Source organism: Lactobacillus sp. WILCCON 0149, assembly GCF_057197965.1.
In genome coordinates this window covers 2,104,096-2,127,218 of sequence record NZ_JBUBHO010000001.1, presented here as the reverse complement: position 1 = coordinate 2,127,218, position 23,123 = coordinate 2,104,096, and the positions used below count along the sequence as shown (strand labels likewise).

At 50.1% G+C, this 23,123-nt stretch carries 21 protein-coding genes; 20 read left to right on the top strand and 1 reads right to left on the bottom strand.

Annotation, left to right across the window (positions count from 1 at the left end):
• Positions 1-3 precede the first annotated feature (3 nt).
• The 9 genes from ACYVUV_RS09925 (at position 4) to ACYVUV_RS09885 (ending at position 12,234) form a co-directional block, all read left to right on the top strand.
• Positions 4-963, top strand: a complete 960-nt coding sequence (locus tag ACYVUV_RS09925) for a LacI family DNA-binding transcriptional regulator (RefSeq protein ID WP_439776107.1) — start codon at positions 4-6, stop codon at positions 961-963.
• A 118-nt stretch (positions 964-1,081) separates the two neighbouring features.
• Entirely contained in the window at positions 1,082-2,737 is a 1,656-nt protein-coding gene (locus ACYVUV_RS09920) for an alpha-glucosidase (protein ID WP_439776106.1), read from the top strand.
• Positions 2,738-2,796: 59 nt separating this feature from the next.
• Complete coding sequence (locus ACYVUV_RS09915; RefSeq protein WP_484499300.1) at positions 2,797-4,500, top strand: glycoside hydrolase family 13 protein; 1,704 nt, start codon at positions 2,797-2,799, stop codon at positions 4,498-4,500.
• Positions 4,501-4,593: 93 nt separating this feature from the next.
• Complete coding sequence (locus ACYVUV_RS09910; protein WP_484499299.1) at positions 4,594-6,870, top strand: glycoside hydrolase family 65 protein; 2,277 nt, start codon at positions 4,594-4,596, stop codon at positions 6,868-6,870.
• Entirely contained in the window at positions 6,855-7,520 is a 666-nt protein-coding gene (gene pgmB / locus ACYVUV_RS09905) for a beta-phosphoglucomutase (protein ID WP_439776103.1), read from the top strand. The genes ACYVUV_RS09910 and pgmB overlap by 16 nt, the downstream gene beginning before the upstream one ends.
• A gap of 10 nt (positions 7,521-7,530) precedes the next feature.
• Positions 7,531-8,637 carry an ABC transporter ATP-binding protein gene (locus ACYVUV_RS09900; protein WP_439776102.1) on the top strand — a complete coding sequence of 369 codons (1,107 nt, stop codon included), beginning with the start codon at positions 7,531-7,533 and terminating at the stop codon, positions 8,635-8,637.
• A 107-nt stretch (positions 8,638-8,744) separates the two neighbouring features.
• On the top strand, positions 8,745-9,962 hold the full coding sequence (locus ACYVUV_RS09895) for an extracellular solute-binding protein (RefSeq protein WP_439776101.1): 1,218 nt from the start codon (positions 8,745-8,747) through the stop codon (positions 9,960-9,962).
• A gap of 53 nt (positions 9,963-10,015) precedes the next feature.
• Positions 10,016-11,374, top strand: a complete 1,359-nt coding sequence (locus ACYVUV_RS09890) for a carbohydrate ABC transporter permease (RefSeq protein WP_439776100.1) — start codon at positions 10,016-10,018, stop codon at positions 11,372-11,374.
• 2 nt (positions 11,375-11,376) lie between these two features.
• Complete coding sequence (locus ACYVUV_RS09885; RefSeq protein ID WP_439776099.1) at positions 11,377-12,234, top strand: sugar ABC transporter permease; 858 nt, start codon at positions 11,377-11,379, stop codon at positions 12,232-12,234.
• A 151-nt stretch (positions 12,235-12,385) separates the two neighbouring features.
• Here ACYVUV_RS09885 and ACYVUV_RS09880 read toward each other — a convergent pair whose 3' ends face one another.
• Positions 12,386-15,391, bottom strand: a complete 3,006-nt coding sequence (locus ACYVUV_RS09880; protein ID WP_439776098.1) for a TIM-barrel domain-containing protein — start codon at positions 15,389-15,391, stop codon at positions 12,386-12,388.
• A 305-nt stretch (positions 15,392-15,696) separates the two neighbouring features.
• On the opposite strand from ACYVUV_RS09880, the gene ACYVUV_RS09875 reads away from it, so the two are divergent.
• The 11 genes from ACYVUV_RS09875 (at position 15,697) to ACYVUV_RS09825 (ending at position 23,121) form a co-directional block, all read left to right on the top strand.
• On the top strand, positions 15,697-16,095 hold the full coding sequence (locus ACYVUV_RS09875; RefSeq protein WP_439776097.1) for a choline-binding protein: 399 nt from the start codon (positions 15,697-15,699) through the stop codon (positions 16,093-16,095).
• A gap of 9 nt (positions 16,096-16,104) precedes the next feature.
• A complete protein-coding gene (locus tag ACYVUV_RS09870; RefSeq protein ID WP_439776096.1) occupies positions 16,105-16,920 on the top strand; it encodes a hypothetical protein in 816 nt (271 codons plus the stop codon).
• Complete coding sequence (locus ACYVUV_RS09865) at positions 16,920-17,450, top strand: hypothetical protein (RefSeq protein ID WP_439776095.1); 531 nt, start codon at positions 16,920-16,922, stop codon at positions 17,448-17,450. The genes ACYVUV_RS09870 and ACYVUV_RS09865 overlap by 1 nt, the downstream gene beginning before the upstream one ends.
• Positions 17,451-17,483: 33 nt before the next feature.
• The gene (locus tag ACYVUV_RS09860) at positions 17,484-18,089 is read left to right on the top strand and encodes an ATP-binding cassette domain-containing protein (RefSeq protein ID WP_439776094.1); all 606 of its coding nucleotides are present in this window, start codon (positions 17,484-17,486) and stop codon (positions 18,087-18,089) included.
• A complete protein-coding gene (locus ACYVUV_RS09855) occupies positions 18,079-18,567 on the top strand; it encodes a hypothetical protein (protein ID WP_484499298.1) in 489 nt (162 codons plus the stop codon). The genes ACYVUV_RS09860 and ACYVUV_RS09855 overlap by 11 nt, the downstream gene beginning before the upstream one ends.
• A gap of 27 nt (positions 18,568-18,594) precedes the next feature.
• Positions 18,595-19,092, top strand: a complete 498-nt coding sequence (locus ACYVUV_RS09850; RefSeq protein WP_439774981.1) for a hypothetical protein — start codon at positions 18,595-18,597, stop codon at positions 19,090-19,092.
• Positions 19,093-19,211: 119 nt separating this feature from the next.
• The gene (nagA, locus tag ACYVUV_RS09845; RefSeq protein WP_439774980.1) at positions 19,212-20,360 is read left to right on the top strand and encodes an N-acetylglucosamine-6-phosphate deacetylase; all 1,149 of its coding nucleotides are present in this window, start codon (positions 19,212-19,214) and stop codon (positions 20,358-20,360) included.
• Between the two features lie 136 nt (positions 20,361-20,496).
• On the top strand, positions 20,497-21,372 hold the full coding sequence (locus ACYVUV_RS09840) for a hypothetical protein (protein WP_439774979.1): 876 nt from the start codon (positions 20,497-20,499) through the stop codon (positions 21,370-21,372).
• Positions 21,373-21,382: 10 nt separating this feature from the next.
• Entirely contained in the window at positions 21,383-21,829 is a 447-nt protein-coding gene (locus ACYVUV_RS09835; protein ID WP_439774978.1) for a hypothetical protein, read from the top strand.
• 140 nt (positions 21,830-21,969) lie between these two features.
• A complete protein-coding gene (locus ACYVUV_RS09830) occupies positions 21,970-22,425 on the top strand; it encodes a lactococcin 972 family bacteriocin (protein WP_439774977.1) in 456 nt (151 codons plus the stop codon).
• Positions 22,426-22,494: 69 nt separating this feature from the next.
• Entirely contained in the window at positions 22,495-23,121 is a 627-nt protein-coding gene (locus tag ACYVUV_RS09825) for an ATP-binding cassette domain-containing protein (RefSeq protein ID WP_439774976.1), read from the top strand.
• The last annotated feature ends 2 nt before the right edge of the window (positions 23,122-23,123 follow it).

Here is a 23,123-nt window from a genome sequence, read left to right as displayed (position 1 = left end):
TGCTTGAAGAGAACCGCTACTTTAGAAGATGTGGCTCGCAAGGCCCACGTGTCGAAAATGACCGTTTCGCGGGTGATCAACCACCCCGAACTGGTCGCCCCGGAACTGCAGGTGGTCGTTGAAGATGCCATGCACAAGTTGAACTACCACCCCAACAACGCTGCCCGGGCCCTGGCCAAGAACCAGACCAGCGTGGTGAAGTTCGTGATTTTGGAAGACATCGATGAGACCGATCCCTACTTTACCAATGTCTTGTTTGGCATGGCGACGGAATTGAAGAAGAAGAATTATTCCCTGCAGCTGCTCTTGAAGGGGAGCCAGCTGGACCAGGGGGCAGCCGACGGCTACGTGATCACCGGGGCCAGAACCAGTGACTACAGCATGCTCAATGAGCTCAAACAGCCCTTTGTTTTGTTTGGCGAGAACCGGGGCGGCTACGACTTCGTTGACACCAACAACCTGGCCGGCGAGACCATGGCGACCAAGTATGCCTTGAAGGCCGGCTACCGGAACGTGGTCTTTATCGGCATTGACGTCCGCGAGGCCTTTGAATTTTCCAGAGAAGCCGGCTATGTCAACACCATGCAGCAAAACAAGAAGATTCCCAGTGTCTTCCGGGTGGAAAACAGCTCAGCCGCGGCCCGCGAGTTTATCCAGGAACACTTGGGCGAATTTCCCAAGAACACCTGCTTTGCCTGCGCCAGCGACCGGATTGCCATGGGGGTCATCCAGGCCCTGGTAGAGGCAGAAGCAAAGATTCCGGAAGACTTTGGCGTAATCGGCTATGACGGGGTCCTTTTAGACCGGGTGTCATCGCCGACGATCACGACTGTCAAGCAGAACCTCTGGCTGATTGGCGAGAAGCTGGCGGAACTCATTTTAAGAAAAATTTCCCAAAATGGCGCTCCGCAAGGGGAGGTCTTTATCGAACCAAGCTTGAGCGAGGCCGAATCAACCAAATAGTGACTGAAGCATCCTTAGGGATGCTTTTTTCATTGCCTTTTGTTACCGATAACAGGCAGGCTATGCTTGTAAGCGCTACAACAAATTTGGTTAAATTTTTACTGGAGGAAAAAGAAACATGACTAAGCAGGATGCATGGCAAAAGAATGCCATTATTTACCAGATTTACCCGAAATCATTTCAAGACAGCAACGGCGACGGCATCGGTGACTTAAACGGCGTCCGCCAGCGGATTCCCTACTTAAAGCAGCTGGGCATCACCGCTGTCTGGCTCAACCCGATCTACCAGTCACCGGGCGTCGACAATGGCTATGACGTCAGCGACTACTACAAGATCGACCCGGTCATGGGGACCATGGCAGACTTTGAAGCACTTGTCACCGACCTGCACCAGGCCGGGATCAAGCTGATCATGGACTTTGTTTTGAACCACACCTCTGACCAGCACCCTTGGTTTAAGGCAGCGGTTAGTGATCCGGCCAGCCCTTACCGGGACTACTACATTTTTGCCGGTAAAGACGGGGTCCGGCCAAACAACTGGGGCAGCTTCTTTGGCGGCAGCTGCTGGGCAGCTGACCCGGCCGGAACGGGCCAGTCCTACTTCCACCTTTTTGCCAAGGAAATGCCAGATCTTAACTGGAAGAATCCGGCTGTCCGCGAGGAAATGTTCAAGGCGGCCGAGTTCTGGCTCAAGAAGGGGGTCGACGGCCTGCGCCTGGATGCCTTCATCCATATCGCCAAGGCCGACCTGCGCCAGTCCTACCCAAGTGAGGACGACAAGCCGGTCATCGCGGAAGACTTTTTCGCCAACCGGCCGGAAGTGCAGGAATGGCTGGCTCCTTTCTGTGCTCGCCTGCGGGAAGAATTTCCAGATCTCCTGCTTTTGGGGGAAGCGGCCAGCGCCAGCATCAACCTGGCGGCCGACTACACTGACCCTCAGCGGAATTTGATGGACTCAGTCATTACCTTCCGCTACTTTACGGAAAAAGAAGATTCCGTCAACCCCGACTTCAGCGGCCAATACCAGCCAAAAGAGTTTGACTGGCTGGCCTTCAAGCAAAACCAGACCGTCTGGCAGCAGACTTTGTCGGCCGCGCCGACCTTGTACTGGAGCAATCATGACATGGCCCGCCTGGCGACCCGGATCGCCAAGACTCCGGTCCAGCAGCGGTCTTTGGCCATGGCCATGTACCTGGAGCGGGGGATCCCGGTGATTTACTACGGGGAAGAATTAGGCCTGCACAACCTGGAATTTGACAATGTAGAGCAGTTTGCTGATGAAACAGTGGCTGATTTTGTCAAGGAAGCTGGCGAAGCCGGAGTCGATGAAAAGACGGCCCTGGAAATGGCCAGCCAGACCCACAAATTGCCGGCCCGGGGGCCAATGCCTTGGGACGACAGCCAGTATGGCGGCTTTAGCACTGCCAAGCCTTGGCTGACTGGCAGAAGCCGGGACAAGGTCAGCGTGGCCAGCGAAGATGCTGACCCATCCAGCATGCTCAACTTCTACCGGCAGCTGTTGAAATTGAAGCAGACCCCTTTGTTTACCAAGGGCGGCTACTACCTGCTGGATACCAAAGCAGACCTCTTGGTCTACCAGCGGGATTTAGGGGATGACCGGGCTTTAGTGGTCGTTTCTCTTAGCGCCAAGAAGGAGCACTTGACCCTGCCAGAAGAGATGACTTCCGTCTTGACGGCTGGCAGCATCAACCTGCAAGGCAAGGAACTGACTTTGATGCCTTTTGCCGGGGCAGTTTTGCAAAAGAAAAAATAAGCAATAAAGCAAGAAGCAAATAATAAACGTGATGATGATTTTTTAGCGAGGAAACAAAAATGCAAACAGCAGCAGTTAGACACAGACCTGAAAGCGAAGATTGCTACCTGGTGACGACGGAGACCCTGAAGCTGCGCCTGCACACGGGCCGCGACGTCAAGGCAGTCTACGTTCACTATTGTGACGTTCACGAACCCTTGACCAACTTGAAGAAGCAGGCCATGAACCTGGCCGGACGCGGCCAAGTAAACGACTACTGGGAAACGGAAGTGACTTTGCCTTTGCACCGGGCCCAGTACATCTTTGAAATTCACGGCGAAGACGGCGAGGAATGGGTTTACGGCGACCGGGGCTTTAGAAAGAACGAAAAGGAAACTTACGAGGACCCGAACAACTACTTCAAGCTCCCTTACTTCCATGCAGTCGACATGACCAAGAGCCCGGACTGGGTTAAGGAGACAGTTTGGTACCAGATCTTCCCGGAACGCTTTGCCAACGGGGACAAGAGCAATGACCCAGAAGGCGTCAAGGACTGGAACCCAAGCGACCACCCAGGCCGGGAAGACTACTACGGCGGTGACCTGCAAGGGGTGCTGGACCACTTGGACTACTTGCAGGAATTGGGGATCAACGGCCTGTACTTCTGCCCGATCTTCAAGGCCAGCTCCAACCATAAGTACGACACGATTGACTACCTGGAAATCGACCCGGACTTTGGGGACAAGCAGCTTTTTGCCCGCTTGGTCAACGAAGCCCACGCCCGGGGGATGAAGGTCATGCTGGATGCGGTCTTTAACCACATGGGCGATTCCTCCATGCAGTGGCAGGATGTTGTCAAAAATGGGCCTGATTCCCGCTTTGCCAGCTGGTTCCACATCAACCGCTTCCCGGTTGAACCATATGACCCGGCCGACCCAAGCTACGAGACTTTTGCCTTTGAAAAGCATATGCCGAAATTGAACACCGCCAACCCGGAAGTCGTGGACTACCTTTTGACGATCGCGACCTACTGGGTCAAGGAATTCGACATCGATGCCTGGCGGCTTGACGTGGCTGACGAAGTTGACCACCAATTCTGGAAGAAGTTCAAGGCAGCTGTTACGGCCATCAAGCCTGACTTCTACGTCCTGGGTGAATCCTGGCACTCCAGCCAGTCCTGGCTGAACGGGGATGAATTCTCCGGTACCATGAACTACCCATTCACTGGCCAGATTGCCGACCACTTCCTCAAGGGGACGCAAGATGCCAAGACCATGACTGAACTCTTGACTGACCAGCTCTTCCTCTACAGAGAGCAGAGCAACTCAGCCATGCTGAACGTTTTGGACTCACACGACACTGCCCGGATCAAGACGGTGGCCGGTGAAGATGAAGACAAGGCCCTGCAGGCTTTGGCCTTCACCTTCATTCAAACCGGTTCTCCATGCATCTACTACGGGACGGAAATGGGCATGAGCGGGGACAATGACCCTGACTGCCGCAAGCCAATGGACTGGAGCCAGGCGGGCAGTCCGGTCTGGCAGGCAGTTCAGGCGATCATCGCCTTCCGCCGCCAGCACTGGGAAAGCCTGAGCAAGGGGCAGACCTGGCTGGAAGTTGCCGAAAACGGTTTAATTCACGTCAAGCGGACCGGCAAGGAAACTATCGAAGGCTGGTTCAACACGACCGGCCAAGCTGTCAGCTTAAGCGCGGAAGCCGCTTTGAGCCGGGGCTTGGAAGCTGGCCAGCTGGCTGACAAGGGCTATGTTCTGAGTGTGAAATAGAAGCTGTTAACGGTAACATAAAAATAAAGCTTGTTAGCGTTTGCATGTTAGCTGATAATGATTACAGAATGATTTGAGCGAGGAAGAACAGCGATGAAAAGAATTTTTGAAATTGATCCCTGGAAATTGACCAGTCATACCTTTTCAAAAGAAGACAAGCGCCTTCAGGAAAGCATGACTTCAATCGGCAACGAATACATGGGTCTGCGCGGCAACTTTGAAGAAGGCTACAGCGGTGACAGTTTGAAGGGTACCTACTACGCCGGCGTCTGGTTCCCGGACAAGACCCGGGTCGGCTGGTGGAAGAACGGTTACCCGGACTACTTCGGCAAGACCTTGAACGCCCCAAGCTTCATTGATCTGCCGGTGACCATCAACGGTCACAAGCTGGACCTGGCAACTGATGAAATCAGTGATTTCAGTCTTAGCCTGGACATGCACCAAGGCCTGCTTACCAGAAGTTTTATTTATGAAGGCAAGGACTGCCGGGTTCAATTTACTTTCACCCGCTTCCTTAGCTCCGTCATCAAGGAAGCTGCTTTGATCAAGGTCAAGGCCACTGTCCTCAGCGGTGAAGCTGACCTGCAAATTGCCAGCCGCTTGAACGGGAACGTGGTCAACGAAGACAGCAACTACGAAGAAGGCTTCTGGGATGCCTTAAGCGAAGATGCTGCCGGCTGCAGCATCCAGCTGCGGACCAAGCCAAACAATTTCGGCACCCCGCAATTCACGGTTCTCTTGAAGGAAGTTACCCGGGAAGACGGTCAAATCCTTTCCGGCGACGTGACTACCGCCAGCGGCGAAGTCAGCGAGCACTTCGCCAAGACTTTGGCGGCCGGCCAAAGCTGGGAACTGGAAAAGGACGTCATCGTCATCACCAGCCGGGACGTGGCTGATGAAGAACAAGCAGCCAAGGCCGATGAACTGATGGCCAAATTGACCAGCAAGACTTTTGACCAGAACCTGGCCGACCATGAAGCTGTCTGGGAAAAGCGCTGGGCAAGCTGCGACGTGACGATTGAAGGTGATCCGGCTGCTCAGCAGGGGATCCGCTTCAACATCCTCCAGCTCTTCATGACCTACTACGGCCAAGACCCACGCCTTAACATCGGGCCGAAGGGCTTTACCGGTGAAAAGTACGGCGGTGCCACTTACTGGGACACTGAAGCCTTCATCGTGCCGATGTACCTGGCCGTTGCGCCTAAGGAAGTTACCAAGTCCCTCTTGGAATACCGGCATGAACAATTGCCAGGTGCCTTCCACAACGCCCGCCAGCAAGGCCTCAAGGGTGCCCTCTTCCCAATGGTTACCTTCAACGGGATTGAATGCCACAACGAATGGGAAATCACTTTTGAAGAAATCCACCGGAACGCGGACATTCCATTCGCTATTTACCAATACACCCGTTACACGGGTGATGACTCCTACGTCAAGGACGAAGGCATGGACGTCTTGGTTTCAACTGCCCGCTTCTGGGCTGACCGGGTCCACTTCTCCAAGCGCAAGGGCCAATACATGATCCACGGGGTAACCGGCCCGAACGAATACGAAAACAACGTCAACAACAACTGGTTCACCAACACCATGGCCAAGTGGCTTCTGGGCTACACGATCGAGCGCTGGCCATTGGCAACGGAAGCAGCCAAGAAGCGCCTGCAGGTAACTGACGAGGAACTGGCCAAGTGGCAAGACATTGTCGACCGGATGTACCTGCCAGAAGACAAGGAACTGGGCATCTTCGTCCAACATGACACTTACCTGGACAAGGACCTCAGAAGCAAGGACACCATCCCGGCTGACCAACTGCCGCTGAACCAGCACTGGTCCTGGGACAAGATCCTGCGGTCCCCATTCATCAAGCAAGCCGACGTTTTGCAAGGGATCTACTTCTTGAATGACCACTACACCAAGGAAGAGAAGGAAAGAAACTACGACTTCTACGAACCGATGACGGTTCACGAAAGTTCCCTGAGTCCGTCAATTCACGCCATTCTGGCTGCTGAACTGGGCAAGCAGGACAAGGCGGTTGAATTCTATGAACGGACTGCCCGCCTGGACCTGGACAACTACAACAACGACACGGTTGACGGCTTGCACATCACTTCCATGAGCGGGAGCTGGCTGGCCATCGTGCAAGGCTTTGCCGGCATGCGCTACAACGAAGACGGCATCAGCTTTGCCCCATTCCTGCCAAAGAAGTGGTCCAGCTACAGCTTCAAGATCAACTACCGCGGCCGCATCTTGGCTTTGGCAGTTGAAAAGGACAAGGAAGTCAAGCTGACCCTTCTGTCTGGTGAAGACTTGCCAGTCAAGGTTTGGGACCAGGGAGTAACTTTGAAAGAAGGACAAAGCCAATGCTTAAAGGATTAATTTTTGACCTGGACGGGGTCATCACTGACACGGCTGTCTACCACCTCAAGGCTTGGCAAGACCTGGCCCGCGGCATCGGGATTGAACTGCCGGAAGAATTCGGCGACAAGCTGCGCGGCTTGTCCAGAATGGATTCTTTGGAAATCATCCTGGAATACGGGCACAAGGAAAACGACTACAGCCAGGAAGAAAAAGAAGCCCTGGCGGCCAAGAAGAACGAGGCTTACGTGAACGCGGTCAAGGACATGACCCGGGCCGACATCTTGCCAAAGATGGACGACCTGCTCAAGCAGGCCAAGGCTCAAGGCTTAAAGATGGGCCTGGCCTCAGCTTCCAAGAACGCTCCTTTGATTTTGAAGCAGCTGGATTTGGAAGACATGTTTGACGCCCGGGTTGACCCGGCCACCCTCAAGCACGGCAAGCCGGATCCGGAAATCTACATCCGGGCCCAGGAACTGCTTGGTTTGGAGAAGAATGAAGTAATTTCTTTCGAAGACGCGCCAGCAGGCGTAGCGGCCATCAAGGCGGCCGGCCAGTTCGCGGTCGGGATTGGCGATCCGATCGTTTTGAAAGGGGCCGACTACATCGTTGGTTCAACCAGCGCCTTGGATTTGACCGAGATTGAGAAAGTTTTTGAAGCAGGGAATTAGGTAAGGAAAAATGGTAAAAATCAACTTAAATCACATCTACAAGAAGTATCCAAACGCTGACGACTACTCAGTGTCAGACTTCGACCTGCACATTGGCGATCACGAATTTATCGTCTTTGTCGGCCCGTCTGGCTGTGGTAAGTCAACGACCTTACGGATGGTTGCCGGCTTGGAAGACATCACTGAAGGGACTTTGGAAATCGGTGGCAAGGTCATGAACGACGTGGCTCCCCGCGACCGCCACATCGCCATGGTTTTCCAGAACTACGCCCTTTATCCGCACATGACGGTTTACGACAACATGGCCTTCAGCTTGAAGCTGCGCCACTATGACAAGAATGAAATCGACAAGCGGGTCAAGAATGCCGCTGAAGTCCTGGGCCTGGCCCACCTTTTGGAACGGCGCCCAGCCGACCTGTCCGGTGGGCAAAGACAGCGGGTTGCCTTGGGTAGAGCGATCGTGCGTGACGCCCCGATCTTCCTGATGGACGAGCCTCTGTCCAACCTTGACGCCAAGCTCCGTGTCTCCATGCGGGCGGAAATCGCCAAGCTGCACCAGAACTTGAAGACGACCACCATCTACGTTACCCACGACCAGACCGAAGCCATGACCTTGGCTGACCGGATCGTTGTCATGAACGCCGGCCGGATCCAGCAGATCGGCACGCCAAAGGAAGTCTACAACAAGCCAGCCAACCAGTTCGTTGCCGGCTTCATCGGGTCACCGCAGATGAACTTCTTCAACGTGACCTACAAGGACGGCTACATTGACGATGGTCAAGGCATCAAGCTTAAGGTGCCGGAAGGCCGGGCCAAGACGCTGGACGCCAAGGGCTACAACGGCAAGCCGGTCGTAATGGGCCTGCGGCCAGAAGACATCCACATGGAAGAAGCCTTCCTGGAAACCTGGCCGGAAGCGGTCGTTTCCGCCAAGGTTGTCGTTTCCGAATTGCTGGGTGCAACCAGCCAGCTGTACATGAACGTTGACAAGACCGAATTCGTCGGCGTTGTCAACGCCCGTGACTTCCATAAGCCAGGCGACAGCGTCAAGGCGGGCTTCAACTTGAACAACGCCCACTTCTTTGACAAGGAAACGCAAGTAACGATTACCGATTAATTCCATCAAATATCGGACGCTTAAGAATAATTAATTCAGCTAATCAACTTGCAGCTCGAGCTGCAAGATGATGAAAAAATAAACAATTGTTTGTTTAGGAGGAAAAAATGAGTTTCTTTAAGAAGGCTGCTTTGAGCAGCGCGGCAGTATTGGCTGCCTTGAGTTTGTCAGCATGCTCCAAGAGCAGCAACAGCAGTTCATCAACTGCCGACAAGAAGGCATCACTTACCTTGTGGGTAGACACTGAACAAGTATCATACTACAAGGACATTGTTAAGGACTTCCACAAGAAGTATCCAAACATTACTGTTAAGGTTACCCAAAGTCCTAACGGTTCAGCTAACGCCAAGACTGACGTTGGTAAGGACGCTTCCAAAGCAGCCGACGTCTTTGAAGTTCCAAACGACCAATTAGGCCAAATGGCAAACGCAGGTTACATCAACCCGCTGTCACCAAGTGACACTGCCAACATCAAGAAGAACTATGTCACCCAGGCATACAAGGGCGTTACCTGGAAGGGCAAGGTTTACGCTTACCCATACGCTCAACAAGCCGACACGATCTACTACAACAAGTCCAAGCTGTCAGCCAGCGATGTTAAGGACTGGGACACTTTGACTTCCAAGGGCGTTCTGGCAACTGACTTCACCAACGCTTACACCATGTGGCCAATCTTCTTCTCAGCTGGCACTACCCTGTACGGGGAAAACGGTGAAAGCTTGAAGGGGTCAACCTTCAACAGCCAAAACGGTGTCAACGCTTTGACCTGGATTGCCAAGCAAAAGAGCAACAAGGGTGTAATGCAGACTTCAAACGCTTTGAACCAGCTGAAGAAGGGCAATGCTGACGCCATCATGGACGGTCCATGGAACGCTGCCAACATCAAGAAGATCTTGGGCAAGAACTTTGCTGTTGCCAAGTACCCAACTGTAACTGTTGGCGGCAAGAAGAAGCAATTGGAAGCCTTCTTGGGTATCGAAGGGTTCGCGGTTAACTCCCACACTTCAAATGCCAAGGCCGCTTCACAACTGGCTGCTTACATCACCAACAAGAAGTCACAATTGATCGCCCACGAAAAGGCTGGTCAAATCCCAGTTTTGAAGAGCGCTGTTAACTCAAGTGCCGTACAAAACGACCCAGTTGCCAAGTCAGTTATCGAAATGGCGCAACCAGGCAACTCAGTTCTGCAGCCAAAGCTGCCACAAATGGCAACCTTCTGGGACGGTGCAGCTCCTCTGATCAGCGGTACTTACGACGGCAAGATCAAGGCCAGCCAATACAAGGCTCAACTTGCCAAGTTCTCAAAGAAGATTTCTCAAAAGTAATTTAATTAAGCAGCAACAACTTTAATTAAGCTTGAGAAGGAGAGTAATGAAAAATGTTTAAAAGAAAAGGACATGTTCCTCCGGCAGCCAGCTACAAAGAAGTCTGGTCCAAGGGGGACGCGGCTGACAAGCTGTCCTTCTTCTTCATGGGCGCCAGCGCCCTGAAGAATAAGCAGTGGGCCAAGGGCCTCAGCCTGCTGATCAGTGAAATTGTTTTCCTGGTCTGGTTCATCTTTAGCGGGGCCAGTGCCCTCAGCATGCTGAGCAACCTTGGGGAAAACAAGACCAAGAGAGTCGTCTTTGACCAAGCTCAAGGCGTTTACGTGACTAAACAGCCAGATAATTCAGTCCTGATCCTCCTCTTCGGGATTATGGCTCTCTTCTTGGTCATCGGTTTCATCTGCCTCTACATTACCAACTTGCGCTCAACCCGGGCCAACTACATCAAGAAGCGTGATGGCAAGCACATTGCCACCAACAAGGAAGAACTGGCCAGCCTGCTGGACTCCCGCCTGCACGCGACCTTAATGTTCGTACCTTTGCTGGGGATTATCCTCTTCACTGTTTTGCCAACTGTCTTCATGATTTCCATGGCCTTTACCAACTACGACCGCCAACACCCGATCGGCTTCTCCTGGACTGGTTTCCAAGCCTTCGGCAATGTTTTGAGCGGGGACCTGGCCGGGACCTTCTTCCCTGTCCTGGGCTGGACCTTGATCTGGGCCGTAGCTGCCACGGCAACCACTTTCTTAGGTGGGGTGCTCCTGGCCCTCTTGATTGAATCCAAGGGGATCAAGCACCGGAAAGTATGGCGGACGATCTTCATCATTGCTTACGCTGTACCGCAATTCGTTTCCTTGCTGTTGATCGCGCAATTCCTGGACGCGCAGGGGCCTTTGAACACCCTGCTGCAGAACTGGGGCTGGATTTCAGGACCGATTCACTTCATCGACAATGAAGCTGCCCCTTGGGTAGCCCGGCTGACGGTCATCATCGTCAACATGTGGATTGGTATTCCGGTTTCAATGCTGGTTTCCATGGCAATTATCCAAAACCTGCCACAAGACCAGATTGAAGCAGCGAGAATCGACGGGGCTAACTCCTTCCAGATTTTCCACAACATTACCTTCCCGCAGATCCTCTTTGTCATGGGTCCGTCCTTGATTCAGCAGTTCATCGGCAACATCAACAACTTCAACGTTATCTTCCTGTTGACTGGTGGTAAGCCAATGAACAACAACTACAACGGTGCCGGCTCAACCGACCTTCTGGTCAACTGGCTCTACAACTTGACCTTCGGTCAGCAGCAGCGCTACAACGCCTCAGCCGTTCTGGGCATCTTGATCTTCATCTTGAGTGCGACGATTTCCTTGATCGCTTACCGTCACACCACTGCGTTTAAGGAGGGATAAAATTGAAGTCTTACTCTAACCAGAGAAAAGTATCCCTTTTCTTCAGATATTTATTGCTGACGATTTTGGCAATCTTATGGCTGATCCCCATTCTTTGGATCGTTTTGGCCAGCTTCTCATACAATGACACTGGCTTTATCTCAACCTTCTTCCCTGAAAAATGGACTTTGCAGAACTACATCGGGATCTTTACCAACTCCCAGTTCCCGTACCTGCACTGGATTATCAACACTTTGATCGTAGCGATTATTTCCGCTACTCTGTCAACCTTTATCCAAATCTCAGTTGCTTACGTTCTGTCCCGCTTACGCTTTAAATTCCGCAAGCCATTCCTGCAGATTGCCCTGGTTTTGGGCATGTTCCCTGGCTTCATGTCCATGATCGCCCTTTACTACATCTTGAAGGGGCTGAACATGCTGAACCTGGGCGGCTTGATCCTGGTTTACGTCGGTGGTGCCGGCCTTGGCTTCTACGTTGCCAAGGGTTTCTTCGACACTATCCCGCGGTCACTGGATGAAGCAGCTGAACTGGATGGTGCAACCAAATGGCAGGTCTTCACCAAGATCGGCCTGCCGCTCTCCAAGCCAATGATCGTCTACACAGCTTTAACGACTTTCATGGCACCATGGGTAGACTTCATCTTCTCCGGGATCATCCTCTCTACTTCAGGTGACCCAAAGACCTACACGATCGCGTACGGTCTGTACAACATGCTTTCTTCTTCAAAGGGGAGCGCGACGACCTACTTCGCCCAATTCGTGGCTGGCTGTGTCATCATCGCTATCCCAATCACGATCCTCTTCATCATCATGCAGAAGTTTTACGTCAGTGGGATTACTGCAGGTGCTGACAAGGGTTAACACACAAACCCAAACAACATTTCATTCAATCCTTGCCTTCTCAGCGAAAAGAATCTGAGAATATCTCGGATTCGATTAAAGAAAAACAGTGGAAGCTTCATAGAGAAGCTTTCCACTGTTTTTTTGTCTAAAATTGTCTAAAAACTACTGCTTATTTAAGGGGCCGGTAGAAGTCGATGCCGCTGGCGGCAGCGTAATCACCGGTTGTTTCCAGGATGCTGAGGCGGACAGCCTTGGCGCTGACCCCTCTGAGACCGATGACCTTGTTCTTGCAGTCACTGTTGAACTGGTAGTCAGATCCGTAGCTGGTAAAGTTTTCACCGTCGGTGGAGATTTCAACCCGCATCTTCAAAGGCCGGCCATCCCGGCTGCTGGCTCTTGGCAGGTAGATCAGCTTGTTTAATTCCGTTTGGTCCGGGAAGCTGAAGGTCAAAGTCAGTGGCTGGTCCTCACTTGGCTTGCCCACGCTTTGCCAGTCGGTTGCCAGTCGCCGGTCCAGGAGGTTTTTCAGCTGGTGGCCACGTTCACTTTCTTGGCTGGAAGTGACTTTGACATTGGAAATGATAAAGTCCCGCGGGTCCCGCTTGGTCTTGACCTGCAAGAGGTCGGACCATTCGGATACCTTGTAGCCAGCTTCATAGCGGAGGCGCAGCCGGTAGCCAGTGTTGGCGGCCAGGTCGGTGAAGGTGAAGATGTTCCCGCTGATCCCGGTGTAGAGCAGGCCGTTCAATTCGATCTGGACACTAGGCGTCCGCTGGGCCCACTTGACCGTCAAAGAGTGAGCGCTGATTTTATCCCGGTCGACTTCTACCTTGCCCGGCAGGGGCAGGGCGGCATCGGTGATCTGGTGAACCAGTTGCTCATTGGCGAAGCGGAAGTTGTTGATCAGGATTTCCAGCTTTTCCTGCTTGATGTCCCGCTCCTGCAACTTGATGATCAAAGCTGGGCGAGGGGTTGAGCCCAAGTCCTTGAAGCCTTCCGGCCAGCAGAACTTGTTGTCGTAGTAGAAGCCTTCCTTGGCTCTTTGCAGGGTTTCCGGCGTGCCGTATTCGGTCAAGGTGATGACTTCATTGTCGCCGGCCCGGAGCTGGATTTCATCTGGGTGCTGGTCACAATATATATAAAGGAAGGTTTTCTCTTTAATGGCCATATTCGGGTAGTAGCCGGTGGTTGGTTCGATGATCACGCGCAGCTTGCTGTCGGCCACATGGGTGCGGACGACGGTTTGGGCGCTGTTGTGCTTGTAGTCGCTTTGGTCGTTGTCGCTGTAAGTGCTGATGGAGGCGTCGCCTTGCGGGTAGAGAACGAAGCGCCGGTTGCCCAGGTCAAAGATGCTGCCGCCTCTGACGAAGACGGGCAATTGCCAAAGAGGGTACTTGCGCCGGTTGTAGACTCGGCCGCCCATCAAACGGTCGCCGGTAAAGAGGTCGATCCAGACAGTCTGCTTGTCGGGCAGGTAGATCCGGTCGCGGACGCTCATGCCTTGATTGTCAGACTTGCCGTTGACGATTGGCGCGACAAGCAATTGGTCGCCCAGCATGAATTCATCGGCAAAGTCCCGGCCGTAGCCAACCTGTTCATGCGGAAAGGCCATCAAGAGCGGCCGGACCAGGGGCAAGCCGTCTTGGGCCTGGCGGCTGAGGGCATAAAGGTAAGGCTTCAGCTGCTCGCGCAGGCCGAGGTAGGCCTTCATGATCCGGGAGACCTTGTTGTTGAAGGCGAAAGGGGTCTTGCTGAGAGGACTTTGGTCGTCAATGACGAAGAAAAGCGGGGTAAAGGTCTTCCATTCCAGGTCGCGGACGGCGACTTGGGCGTTTTCTTGCCCATGCTTGCCACCAGCAGCGGCCCCGATGAAGGGCAGGCCGGACAAACCAGCACCTAATAAGGTAGAGATTTGCGTTTTGATGCTGGACCAGTCGCCGCTGACATCGCCGAAGGCCAGGACAGCCTGGCCTTGGTAAGGAAGGAGGCTGTCGCGGATTAGGGTGAGGGGCTTGGCTTTCGGATTTTCCTTAGCCAGGTCGGAATTGACGGCGGTCAAGTCGCTGCTTGGGTCGTCGACCGCGGCAAATTCGCTGTGCCGGGCTAAAGGCTGGCCTTTTTCACTCCAGAAGCCTGGATGGCAGTTGCGATTTTGGGCATAGCTGGCAAAGGCGGCAAAGTCATCAGGCTTGGCCGCGGTTTGGTTTTCATAGTTGGGGATGATCCAGGATAATGGGAAGCCCCAGCGCTGGTAGCGGTCCAACATGGCCCGGGCGGAGAACTGGTAGTCCTTTTCCCCGTTCAGGCTAGGCAGGCGGGCGCCGGTTTCAGCCTTTCTTGAGTAGTAGCGGTTGTCTTCAAAGCGGACTGCTTCATGGCCCTTGCCGTCAGCTTCTTGCCAGGAGCCATCAAGGAAGTTGCCGAGGTGGCCGAAGGAGAGGGCGTAGCTGGGCAGCATGAAGGGTTTGCCCGTCAAATAATAGAAGCTGGACAGCAATTCTTGCGGAGAGTTTCCTATTATATAGTAGCTGTCAAAGACCGGGGTCCGGTGGCTTAAGATGGTGAGCTGGGAATTTTGCCGGCCGAAGTCGTAGTGACCGGTCGCGGTCGTGTTGCGCAGTTCGGCAAAGCCGGCGTTGGTCCAGAAGAAAGGCACGGCAGCCAGAACGCCGTCAGCCCCGGTGATACCATCGGTCTTGATGGTGATTTTTTCGCCCTTGTGGCTGAAGTGGCCGTTTTGAACTCCGCCGCCGTAGTAGTATTCGTTTTGCCCTTGTTTCAGAATTTCGATGCTGTGCTTGCCGCTCAGTTCGAGGGCAGAAGCTTGGACCATCCGCGGCCGGTGGACGGACTCGTCAAAGATGCTGAAGGTGCCGGTTTTCTGCTGGAAAATCAACTTGCAGCTGCCAGCGGTGATGATGAACATGTCGCTGGTCGCGTGGGCCGTGGCCCGGGCGAAACATTGCGGGTCGGGCTCGATGCCTTTGACCAGCATGTCGTCAGTTTCGGCAAATTCTTGACTTGGATCCAGCCAGTAGCGGAAGATGCCACTTGCGATCAAGTAGACGCGGGCGATCTCGCCGGTCGCGTAATGAAGCTCATAGTAATTTTCACGCTTATTGACGCCAACCAGTCTTCCTAATTGATGTCTTGAATTTTGCAGGTCTGCAGTCATAATCTTTTTCCTTTATGTCATGAAATATCTAATCTAATTATAGCCAAAAAGCCGATAAATTGGAAAAAATAGCCTATACTAGTTTGGGTTGCCAGGATGGGTTGCCGGATAAGCTGCAGACATATTTTATTCATAAAAAAGGAAGTACCTGTCTAACAATATTTAGCAAAAAGCTGAAAATACTTAGCGCTTGTTAAGCATAATATATAACAAAAAACTCTTTTTCACATTGACGCAAAAAACAAATAATGATATAATCAAAAAGAAAAAATAGGTTATTTTTATAAAACAAGGAGGAAAATGTAATGAAAAAAGCAAAATTATTGACGGCAGGGTTAATTGCAATGTCACTATTATCAGTAACTGGGTTAGTTGGTGCTGCAACATGGACCGCTGGAACAACTGGAGTACCCGGCTGGGGGCAATGGGGTGTAACTCAAAAGTCAAATTTGAAGACAACTAATAGCCAGTACGCGTCATTTAATGGTGATGCTATGCCAAATTCTTTTGGCTATAAAGTTAAATTAGTGAATAATGTTGGTGAAACACGATCAGCGGAAACTAATTTGCAAAAAAATAAAACAACTAGAGGGGGCAATAACACTGGCGTGAAAAATAAGCATTATCGTGCGGCAGTGAGATCTTCTAATTTCGAACCCAACTACAGCAATGTAAGACTGCACTTTAGTGCGGATAAAAAGTAGGTGAAAGGGATGAACTTAGTAAAGAATCGCTATGTTTTCGGTGGATTAGCCTTATTGACACTGGTTGATGCACAGAACCAGCTTGGCGCTATTGAGGCAAATAAGATGCTTAAGCCTAGTGCGAATTTGGCTTGGCAACTGTTTTATAACTCGCAGCTCGCGGGTGGATATGAGTCGATAATTCACTTTGTATTATTTTTGGCCTTATTCCCAGCAATCGTCAGCTGGATGCTGATCTATCAAAAGAACAGCAACTTGGACAGCAGCGCTCTGACCCGTGTAAATAGGCGGAACTATTGGGCTAAACAGGGGCTGCAGCTTTTTGTGCTAGCTGCCGTGTACCGCTTATTGCTGACTGCTATGGAACTTTTGCTTGTATCAGTCAAGTTCGGATATCTGGATTTTTCTCTTACTTTTAAGCAATCAGAAACTTCTTTTACGCTTTTTAGCCAAAATGCCAGCTTACAATTTTTGATTTATACTGTTATTTCAGCACTGGGCTGGGGAATTTGGGCTTTATTGACTTATAGTACTTGTCTCTTTGTCAAACGGACGATTTTGGTGATTCCTGTAGCCTTGCTGGTCAGTTTTGCTGGTTCAGTTCTTCCAATAGTCATTGCTCAAACGAATATTCCGGTTCTCTATGATTTTGCATACGCGCTGCTTTTTGGCAATATACAGGCTCCAGGTGTCATGACTGTTAATGGAAAACTAATGGGAGTTACAATTGTATATCCGCTTGTCAGCCTGATTTTTTATGCTGGCCTTTCTGTTTTGTTTGCGCGTCTTTATATGCATAGAGCAGGGCAAGGACTGCTGGATTAATGAAGCTGATTTTTTGGAATCCGAAAGCCAAGACTGTCTGGGGGATGATGCTCTTTTTAGCGCTTATTGCTCCTGTCATCTCACCGATAAAAAATCTGTTTGGAATTGGTTTGGCGGGCTTTTACACCTACTTAATCCAGCTACCGGCTTGCTTGATCATTTTGGGCTATGACTTGGCTCTTAGAAAGAGCCGGGAGCTAGTCGAATTACGTCAGTCGCTTGCTAAGGTTTATGTAAAAATTCTTCAGTTTAATCTGCTGACTGCTAGTCTCTTTTATGTAAGCCAGCTTGCGATTTGTTATTTGTTTGGAGCCCGCATTGCAGGACCAGCTGAGTTTCGGCTGACGATCATCATTCTGCTGGCTAAGTTTTTGATTCTGCTGCTGACAATGTCCTTGTATGCCTATAGCTTTACGTTGCCAAATGGCTGGCCGCTATTAGCAGCAGCCACATTATTGCCACTTTTATATCACTACTTAATTGAGCTTGGGCCTCTTTATGGTGCGCTTAGAGCTATTGGCAGTTTGTAGGACGATTAAGCTGATAATTTTTGGAGGAAAGAAATGTTAGAAGTTGACCACTTGCAGATGTCTTTTCAAGGGCAGGAAGTAATTAAGGACGCGACCTTTACCCTTGAGCCAGGCGACCTGGCCCACATCACCGGGCCAAACGGTTGCGGGAAATCTACCTTATTCAAAGCAATTACCGGCATCTACCAGGCAACTGGCGGTAAGTGCACTTTGGGCGAAAAAGACGAAATCGGCGCCTTGATTGAAAACCCTGGCTTCTTGGAATTCGCTGACTTGAAGAGCAACTTGAGTTTTCTGGCCAAGCTCAAGCATGAATTTGACTATGACTACACGCAGACTTTTTGCCAAAGACTGGGCTTGGATTTAGCCAGCAAGCAGCGCATGAGCAAGTATTCAATTGGGATGCGGCAGAAGGCCGGGATCATCCAGGCCATCATGGAAAAGCAGAACGTGATTCTGCTGGATGAACCGTCAAGAGGCTTGGACGCGGATTCCCTTGTGGTTTTCGCGGATTTGGTCAATGACCTGGCTAAAGAAGGGCGGAGCGTGGTGATCGCGTCCCACGATCAAGTGCCAGGCATCAACTACAACAAGCATTATGTCTTAGAGCAAGGCGTGCTGACTCAAAATGAAAATTAACAAACGGTTTCTGCAATTAAGCGTGATTGTCAGTTTGCTGGAAGTCTGGCTTATAGAAGTCCAAGGACCGCACAAAGCAGCAGCGGCAGGGCAGATCAGCTACGGGATCTACTTGCTCACTCCGGTCACTATCTTGTTTGGCCTTGGCCTTTTGGCTATGCAGCTGTGGATCTTCGTTTCCTGCCAGCAAGACCTGCAGGAAGTGTGGGTCTTCATGAAGGTGCGGCGACTGTCAGCGAAAGAAGAAAACCGCGCCATCTGGCAATTGCTCAGTCCAGGTTTGGCAACAGCTTATTGGCCCAACCTCCTTATTTTATTCTTGGCCTTCAGCTGGCAGCTTTTGCTCGGATTGCTGGTGTATGTTGTGTTAACAGGCTTAGCCGCTTGGGCAGGGATGAAGCTGCAGAAGAGCTGGCTGATCATCCTGCTTTTAACTTTGATTCGGCTGGGCTTTTGCCTGTGTTTATCTTTGGGTTAGATGAAGACAGATTTAGGGGTAGAATTGTTGGAAAATAAACTAGATGATATTCTGGCTAAAGATGATGAAGAGAATGAAGGGAAATGGTATTACCTTGATTTCTTCCCTGTAACCTTTCAAGCTGGAAATGATAAATTTGATGAGTTTGAGTCATTTATTCAAGAAAAGTACTATAAATCTTTTTCTAAAAAGCTTTCTTTCATTATTTTGGGCCTGGTCAGCTATTATGACGCGGAAATCTATTTGCATGATGTAGATTACGGTGATGACTGGCTGAACTCCTTGCGTCATCAAGATCTTCTAAGCCAATTAGAATACCCGGACTTGAGCAAGCTCATCAAGCGTTTTTGCGTGAACGAAACACTTGGTTTAAAAATTGCCTTGCAGGATCATGATAATTTAGCATTGATGCTCTTTGAAGGCGGCTTGCGGCTAAGTTTTTACAATTTGACGGATGAGCAGAAGAAAGTTGCTGAAGACCTGGTCCGGTCGCAGGGCTTCTTCTTCAAAGAATCCAATAGCTGATCTTTAACTGCCTGAAACGGGCAGTTTTATTTTTGCTCAATTTTTAGCAAAGCATTGACTAAAAGGCTTACAGAGTTAAGAATAATAGAAGAAAAAGATTGTTTTACTAAGGAGAAAAAATGCGCTATTACATTCATGCTGATCAGTTTTACCTGTCAAATGGCCGGGGAAAAGGCGGCTATTTAGAGATTGTTGATGGTAAATTCGGGGCCTACCTGCCAGAAGGCAGCCAAGTGCCGGACGCGGTGGACTACACTGGCTTCAGTGTGGCACCGGGCTATGTCGATACTCACATCCACGGCTCTGTCAAAGAAGACGTGATGAAGAGCGACTGGGAGGGGATCAATCGCTTGTCTGAAGCCTTGCTGAGTGCCGGGGTAACCAGCTGGCTGCCAACGACAGTGACCGCGTCCAGTGAGCAATTGGCTGAAGTCTGCCGGATGCTGGCTGCTCACCAGGGAGAAGAAAGCGGAGCTAAGATTCAAGGGATTCACTTTGAAGGCCCATTTTTTACGGAAGAACACGCGGGGGCGGAAAATCCAAAATACATGATTGACCCAAGCCCGGCAGAACTGGACAAGTGGCTGGAAGCGTCAAAGGGGATGCTGAAGAAGATCTCTCTTGCGCCAGAACGTCCGGGAACGCCAGCTTTCGTAAGCTATGCTGTCAGCCGGGGAGTCAAGGTGGCCTTGGGTCACTCCAGTGCCAGCTACGACCAGACTAAGGCAGCTGCTCAGGCTGGGGCAACGATTTTTACCCACACCTTTAACGGGATGCCAGACTTCTCTCACAACCGGCCAAACATTGCCAACGCGGCCATGGCCTTAGAGAACATGGATAACGAACTGATTGCGGATGGTCACCACGTCACGCCTAGCGCCATCAAGGCCTTGCTGGCGGCTAAAGGCAAGGACCATATCGTTTTGATCACTGACTGCATGGAAGCCGGGATGATGCCGGATGGCGACTACATGCTGGGGGAACTGCCGGTATACGTCAAGGACGGGATGGCGCGCCTGAAGGAGGGCGACAATCTGGCCGGCAGCGTCTTGCAGCTGAAGGACGGGGTGAAGAACCTGGTTGACTGGGGGTTGGCTGGCAAGGAAGAGGCCGTGTTGATGGCCAGCTATAATCCGGCACGCAGCCAAGGCCTGCTGGATAAGTGCGGGGCAATTCGTCCGGGCCTGCCTGCTGACTTCTTGATTTTGAAGGATGACATGTCCCTGGCGAAGACCTACTTGAATGGAGAAATCCGCTGGGAAGAATAATAGCAAAGCTCGCTGCTGATCAGCGAGCTTTTTTGCTGCCATTCACCGGCGCAGATGACCATTCAACGGCATTTGCGGTTTTGGAACTTTTTTAGGGATAGAATTACGGTGTTGAAACAAAGGAGGATTAAATCAAATGAGAAGAAAATTGAAGAGAAATATTGTAGTTGCCCTAGGTGTTTTACTGTTGCTTCAATCCAAGGGTACTGTTAAAGCTGATGTTGGAACTAGTAATAGCGACAATGAATTTGTGAAAGCATATTCTATTGGGCGTAGTAAAGGAATTCTTACAGACGATAACATGACGGAATCAGAATTCGTCAACTTATGCAAGAATACAGTTTATCCACGATATCTAAAGTATTGCTATGAATATCCGGGTATATCTTTTGAAGATTACCTGGCTGAAGATAATTATGAAGTTCCTGTTCAAACAACTGAAGATAAACCTATTATTATCAATCACAAATCTTCAACGTCCTCAACTAATAAAATTAGGTTGGTGGGTGTATCCGCAAATAGAGATTATAAGATGAAGGCTGGCGATATCTTGGTTTGCTATGGGACTAGTTCTTCTAATAATTCAATTCCAAATCATGTTGGCCATGCCGCCATTGCTAGCTCTTCTAGCCATATTTTAGAGATGCCGAATATTTGGTCACATGCAACTCATGTGGGAAAGGCAAGCTGGTTCGCTAAGCATACAAAAGGAAAAGATTATGTTGCGGTTTACCGAGTGAAGAAGCATCCGCATTATGCTGAAGATGCAGCGGGATACGCATACCATGATATGTATATTAGCAATAATCCTAAATACCTACTTTCCCCTAATTTATATGATAGAACAACGAGCTACTGTTCCAAGTATGTCTACTGTGCATGGTATTATGGTGCAACTAAGGATTCTGTAAAGCATTACAATATAGGACATTATGTTTTGCCTCACAGTTTTATTGGTAATTGGAAAGGTTCTTTCGTAGCATCATATGTTTATAAGGTAACTGAGTACTAAGGTGACAAAAATGAAAAAGAGAAGTTTCTTACTTCAAAATGTTGTACTTGTTCTGATGAGTGTGTATTCAATTATGATGTCGATAGTGGCAATTAATAGCAATTATTATAATGGACAAAAGCTACTTAGCCTAGCGGCATATATACCATTGCTTTTATTTTTGCTTGTAGACATTACTGCCTTTTTTGAAGAAAAAATTTCTTTTAAATGGTTGTTTTTGTTGGTTATGTTAAATCTTATATCAGTATTTTGCTTTACCGGTGCAAAAATAAATAGCTTTTTCAACTCTCCGTCTTTACTTTCTTATTTAGTTAATAGCATTTTTATCTTTTGCTTATATTTGTTAGAAAAGCCAGCATATTTTGGAAATGATGGTAAAGCAAATTTACGATATATTTGTTGGTCAATACCTGTACTTGATCTGGTCATAAATATCTTTATTATCTGCTTTGGGTAGGAATCAAAAAAGCTCGCTGCTGGTCAGCGGGCTTTTTGTTGCCATTCACCGGCGCAGATGACCATTCATCGGCATTTGCGGTTTTGGAACTACTTTTAGGGATAGAATTACGGTGTTGAAACAAAGGGGGATTCAACATAATGAAGAAAAAGTTATTAGTAAGCACTGTGTTGGTCAGTGCGATTTCCTTTATGTCTGTATCACCGGCATTTGCAGCTACAGCTGTTGACAGCGATGTGATCAAGGAGAATATTTCAGTTGACAATGAGAATTGGACTCAAGGAATGGTTGAAGAGCAATGGACAGCAACTCATTCATCACCATTGTTCCCATCACTTTATTTGTCAATTGGTAAGCATGTTCGCTATCCCGCTGAAGGGGGGAAGTGGACATATGGATTTTGGAATGCAAAAGTACACTCTGAATACAAGGTAAACAAGAAGCATGGGTCAACAGTCGTGTATATTGATAGAAAAGGCAAAAAGCATGAACAGCGGTCAATTAATACGGCTGCTGGCAAAACATCCATTGCCGAAGTTTGGGCAATTAATCTGCCAAAGACCGTTGATCGATACTATTACCGAATAGTCAAATAGTAAAAGTCTGGAAGCATCTTCTTGAAGTAACTAGATGTTTCCAGTTTTTATTTAGGAGGATGTAGCGCGATGAAAGGAATAAGTGTTTCTGCCGATCAGATTACGGCGCAAACAGGAGACAAGCTGCTTTTTCAAGATTTATCTTTTCAAGCAAATGGCGGTCAAGCAGTTGCCCTGGTTGGCCGGTCCGGCGCTGGCAAAACTACTCTGCTCAACCTGCTCGGCTTGTTAAGCCTGCCAAGCAAGGGAAAAATTCTGATCAATGGCGAGAATGCCAGCAGCTGGCCGGAAGGGAAAAGGGAGAAATTTTGGCGGGAAAAGGCGGCCTTTCTCTATCAAGATGCTGGAATCATCGATGAAGAAAGCCTGCTGTACAACGTTTCTTTGACTAAGGCGAAAAAGAGCCAGGAACAAGCCTTGCATTGCTTGAAAATGCTTGGTTTAACGCAAGCTCATGAAAAAGCAGCCGTGCTTTCTGGCGGGGAAAAGCGGCGTCTGGGTCTGGCCCGCCTTTTATACAAACAGGGTCAGGTGATCTACGCGGATGAACCGACCGCTTCTTTGGATGCGGCCAACCGCCAGCTGGTCACTGATTTGCTTTTAAAACAGGCACAGGCAGGCGCGCTCGTCTTTATCGCCACCCACGATGAAGACCTGGCGCAAAAGTGTGACGCGCGAATTTGTCTGGGAGAATGACC

Excerpts from the sequence above, each read along its gene's own strand:
- ACYVUV_RS09855 (WP_484499298.1), top strand. The coding sequence starts at position 18,079 with ATGAAAATTAACAAACGGTTTCTGCAATTAAGCGTGATTGTCAGTTTG.
- ACYVUV_RS09830 (WP_439774977.1), top strand. The coding sequence starts at position 21,970 with ATGAAGAAAAAGTTATTAGTAAGCACTGTGTTGGTCAGTGCGATTTCC.
- ACYVUV_RS09825 (WP_439774976.1), top strand. The coding sequence starts at position 22,495 with ATGAAAGGAATAAGTGTTTCTGCCGATCAGATTACGGCGCAAACAGGA.
- ACYVUV_RS09900 (WP_439776102.1), top strand. The coding sequence starts at position 7,531 with ATGGTAAAAATCAACTTAAATCACATCTACAAGAAGTATCCAAACGCT.
- ACYVUV_RS09835 (WP_439774978.1), top strand. The coding sequence starts at position 21,383 with ATGAAAAAGAGAAGTTTCTTACTTCAAAATGTTGTACTTGTTCTGATG.
- ACYVUV_RS09880 (WP_439776098.1), bottom strand. The coding sequence starts at position 15,391 with ATGACTGCAGACCTGCAAAATTCAAGACATCAATTAGGAAGACTGGTT.
- ACYVUV_RS09860 (WP_439776094.1), top strand. The coding sequence starts at position 17,484 with ATGTTAGAAGTTGACCACTTGCAGATGTCTTTTCAAGGGCAGGAAGTA.
- ACYVUV_RS09895 (WP_439776101.1), top strand. The coding sequence starts at position 8,745 with ATGAGTTTCTTTAAGAAGGCTGCTTTGAGCAGCGCGGCAGTATTGGCT.
- ACYVUV_RS09875 (WP_439776097.1), top strand. The coding sequence starts at position 15,697 with ATGAAAAAAGCAAAATTATTGACGGCAGGGTTAATTGCAATGTCACTA.
- ACYVUV_RS09910 (WP_484499299.1), top strand. The coding sequence starts at position 4,594 with ATGAAAAGAATTTTTGAAATTGATCCCTGGAAATTGACCAGTCATACC.
- ACYVUV_RS09890 (WP_439776100.1), top strand. The coding sequence starts at position 10,016 with ATGTTTAAAAGAAAAGGACATGTTCCTCCGGCAGCCAGCTACAAAGAA.
- nagA (WP_439774980.1), top strand. The coding sequence starts at position 19,212 with ATGCGCTATTACATTCATGCTGATCAGTTTTACCTGTCAAATGGCCGG.
- ACYVUV_RS09915 (WP_484499300.1), top strand. The coding sequence starts at position 2,797 with ATGCAAACAGCAGCAGTTAGACACAGACCTGAAAGCGAAGATTGCTAC.
- ACYVUV_RS09870 (WP_439776096.1), top strand. The coding sequence starts at position 16,105 with ATGAACTTAGTAAAGAATCGCTATGTTTTCGGTGGATTAGCCTTATTG.
- pgmB (WP_439776103.1), top strand. The coding sequence starts at position 6,855 with ATGCTTAAAGGATTAATTTTTGACCTGGACGGGGTCATCACTGACACG.
- ACYVUV_RS09840 (WP_439774979.1), top strand. The coding sequence starts at position 20,497 with ATGAGAAGAAAATTGAAGAGAAATATTGTAGTTGCCCTAGGTGTTTTA.
- ACYVUV_RS09920 (WP_439776106.1), top strand. The coding sequence starts at position 1,082 with ATGACTAAGCAGGATGCATGGCAAAAGAATGCCATTATTTACCAGATT.
- ACYVUV_RS09865 (WP_439776095.1), top strand. The coding sequence starts at position 16,920 with ATGAAGCTGATTTTTTGGAATCCGAAAGCCAAGACTGTCTGGGGGATG.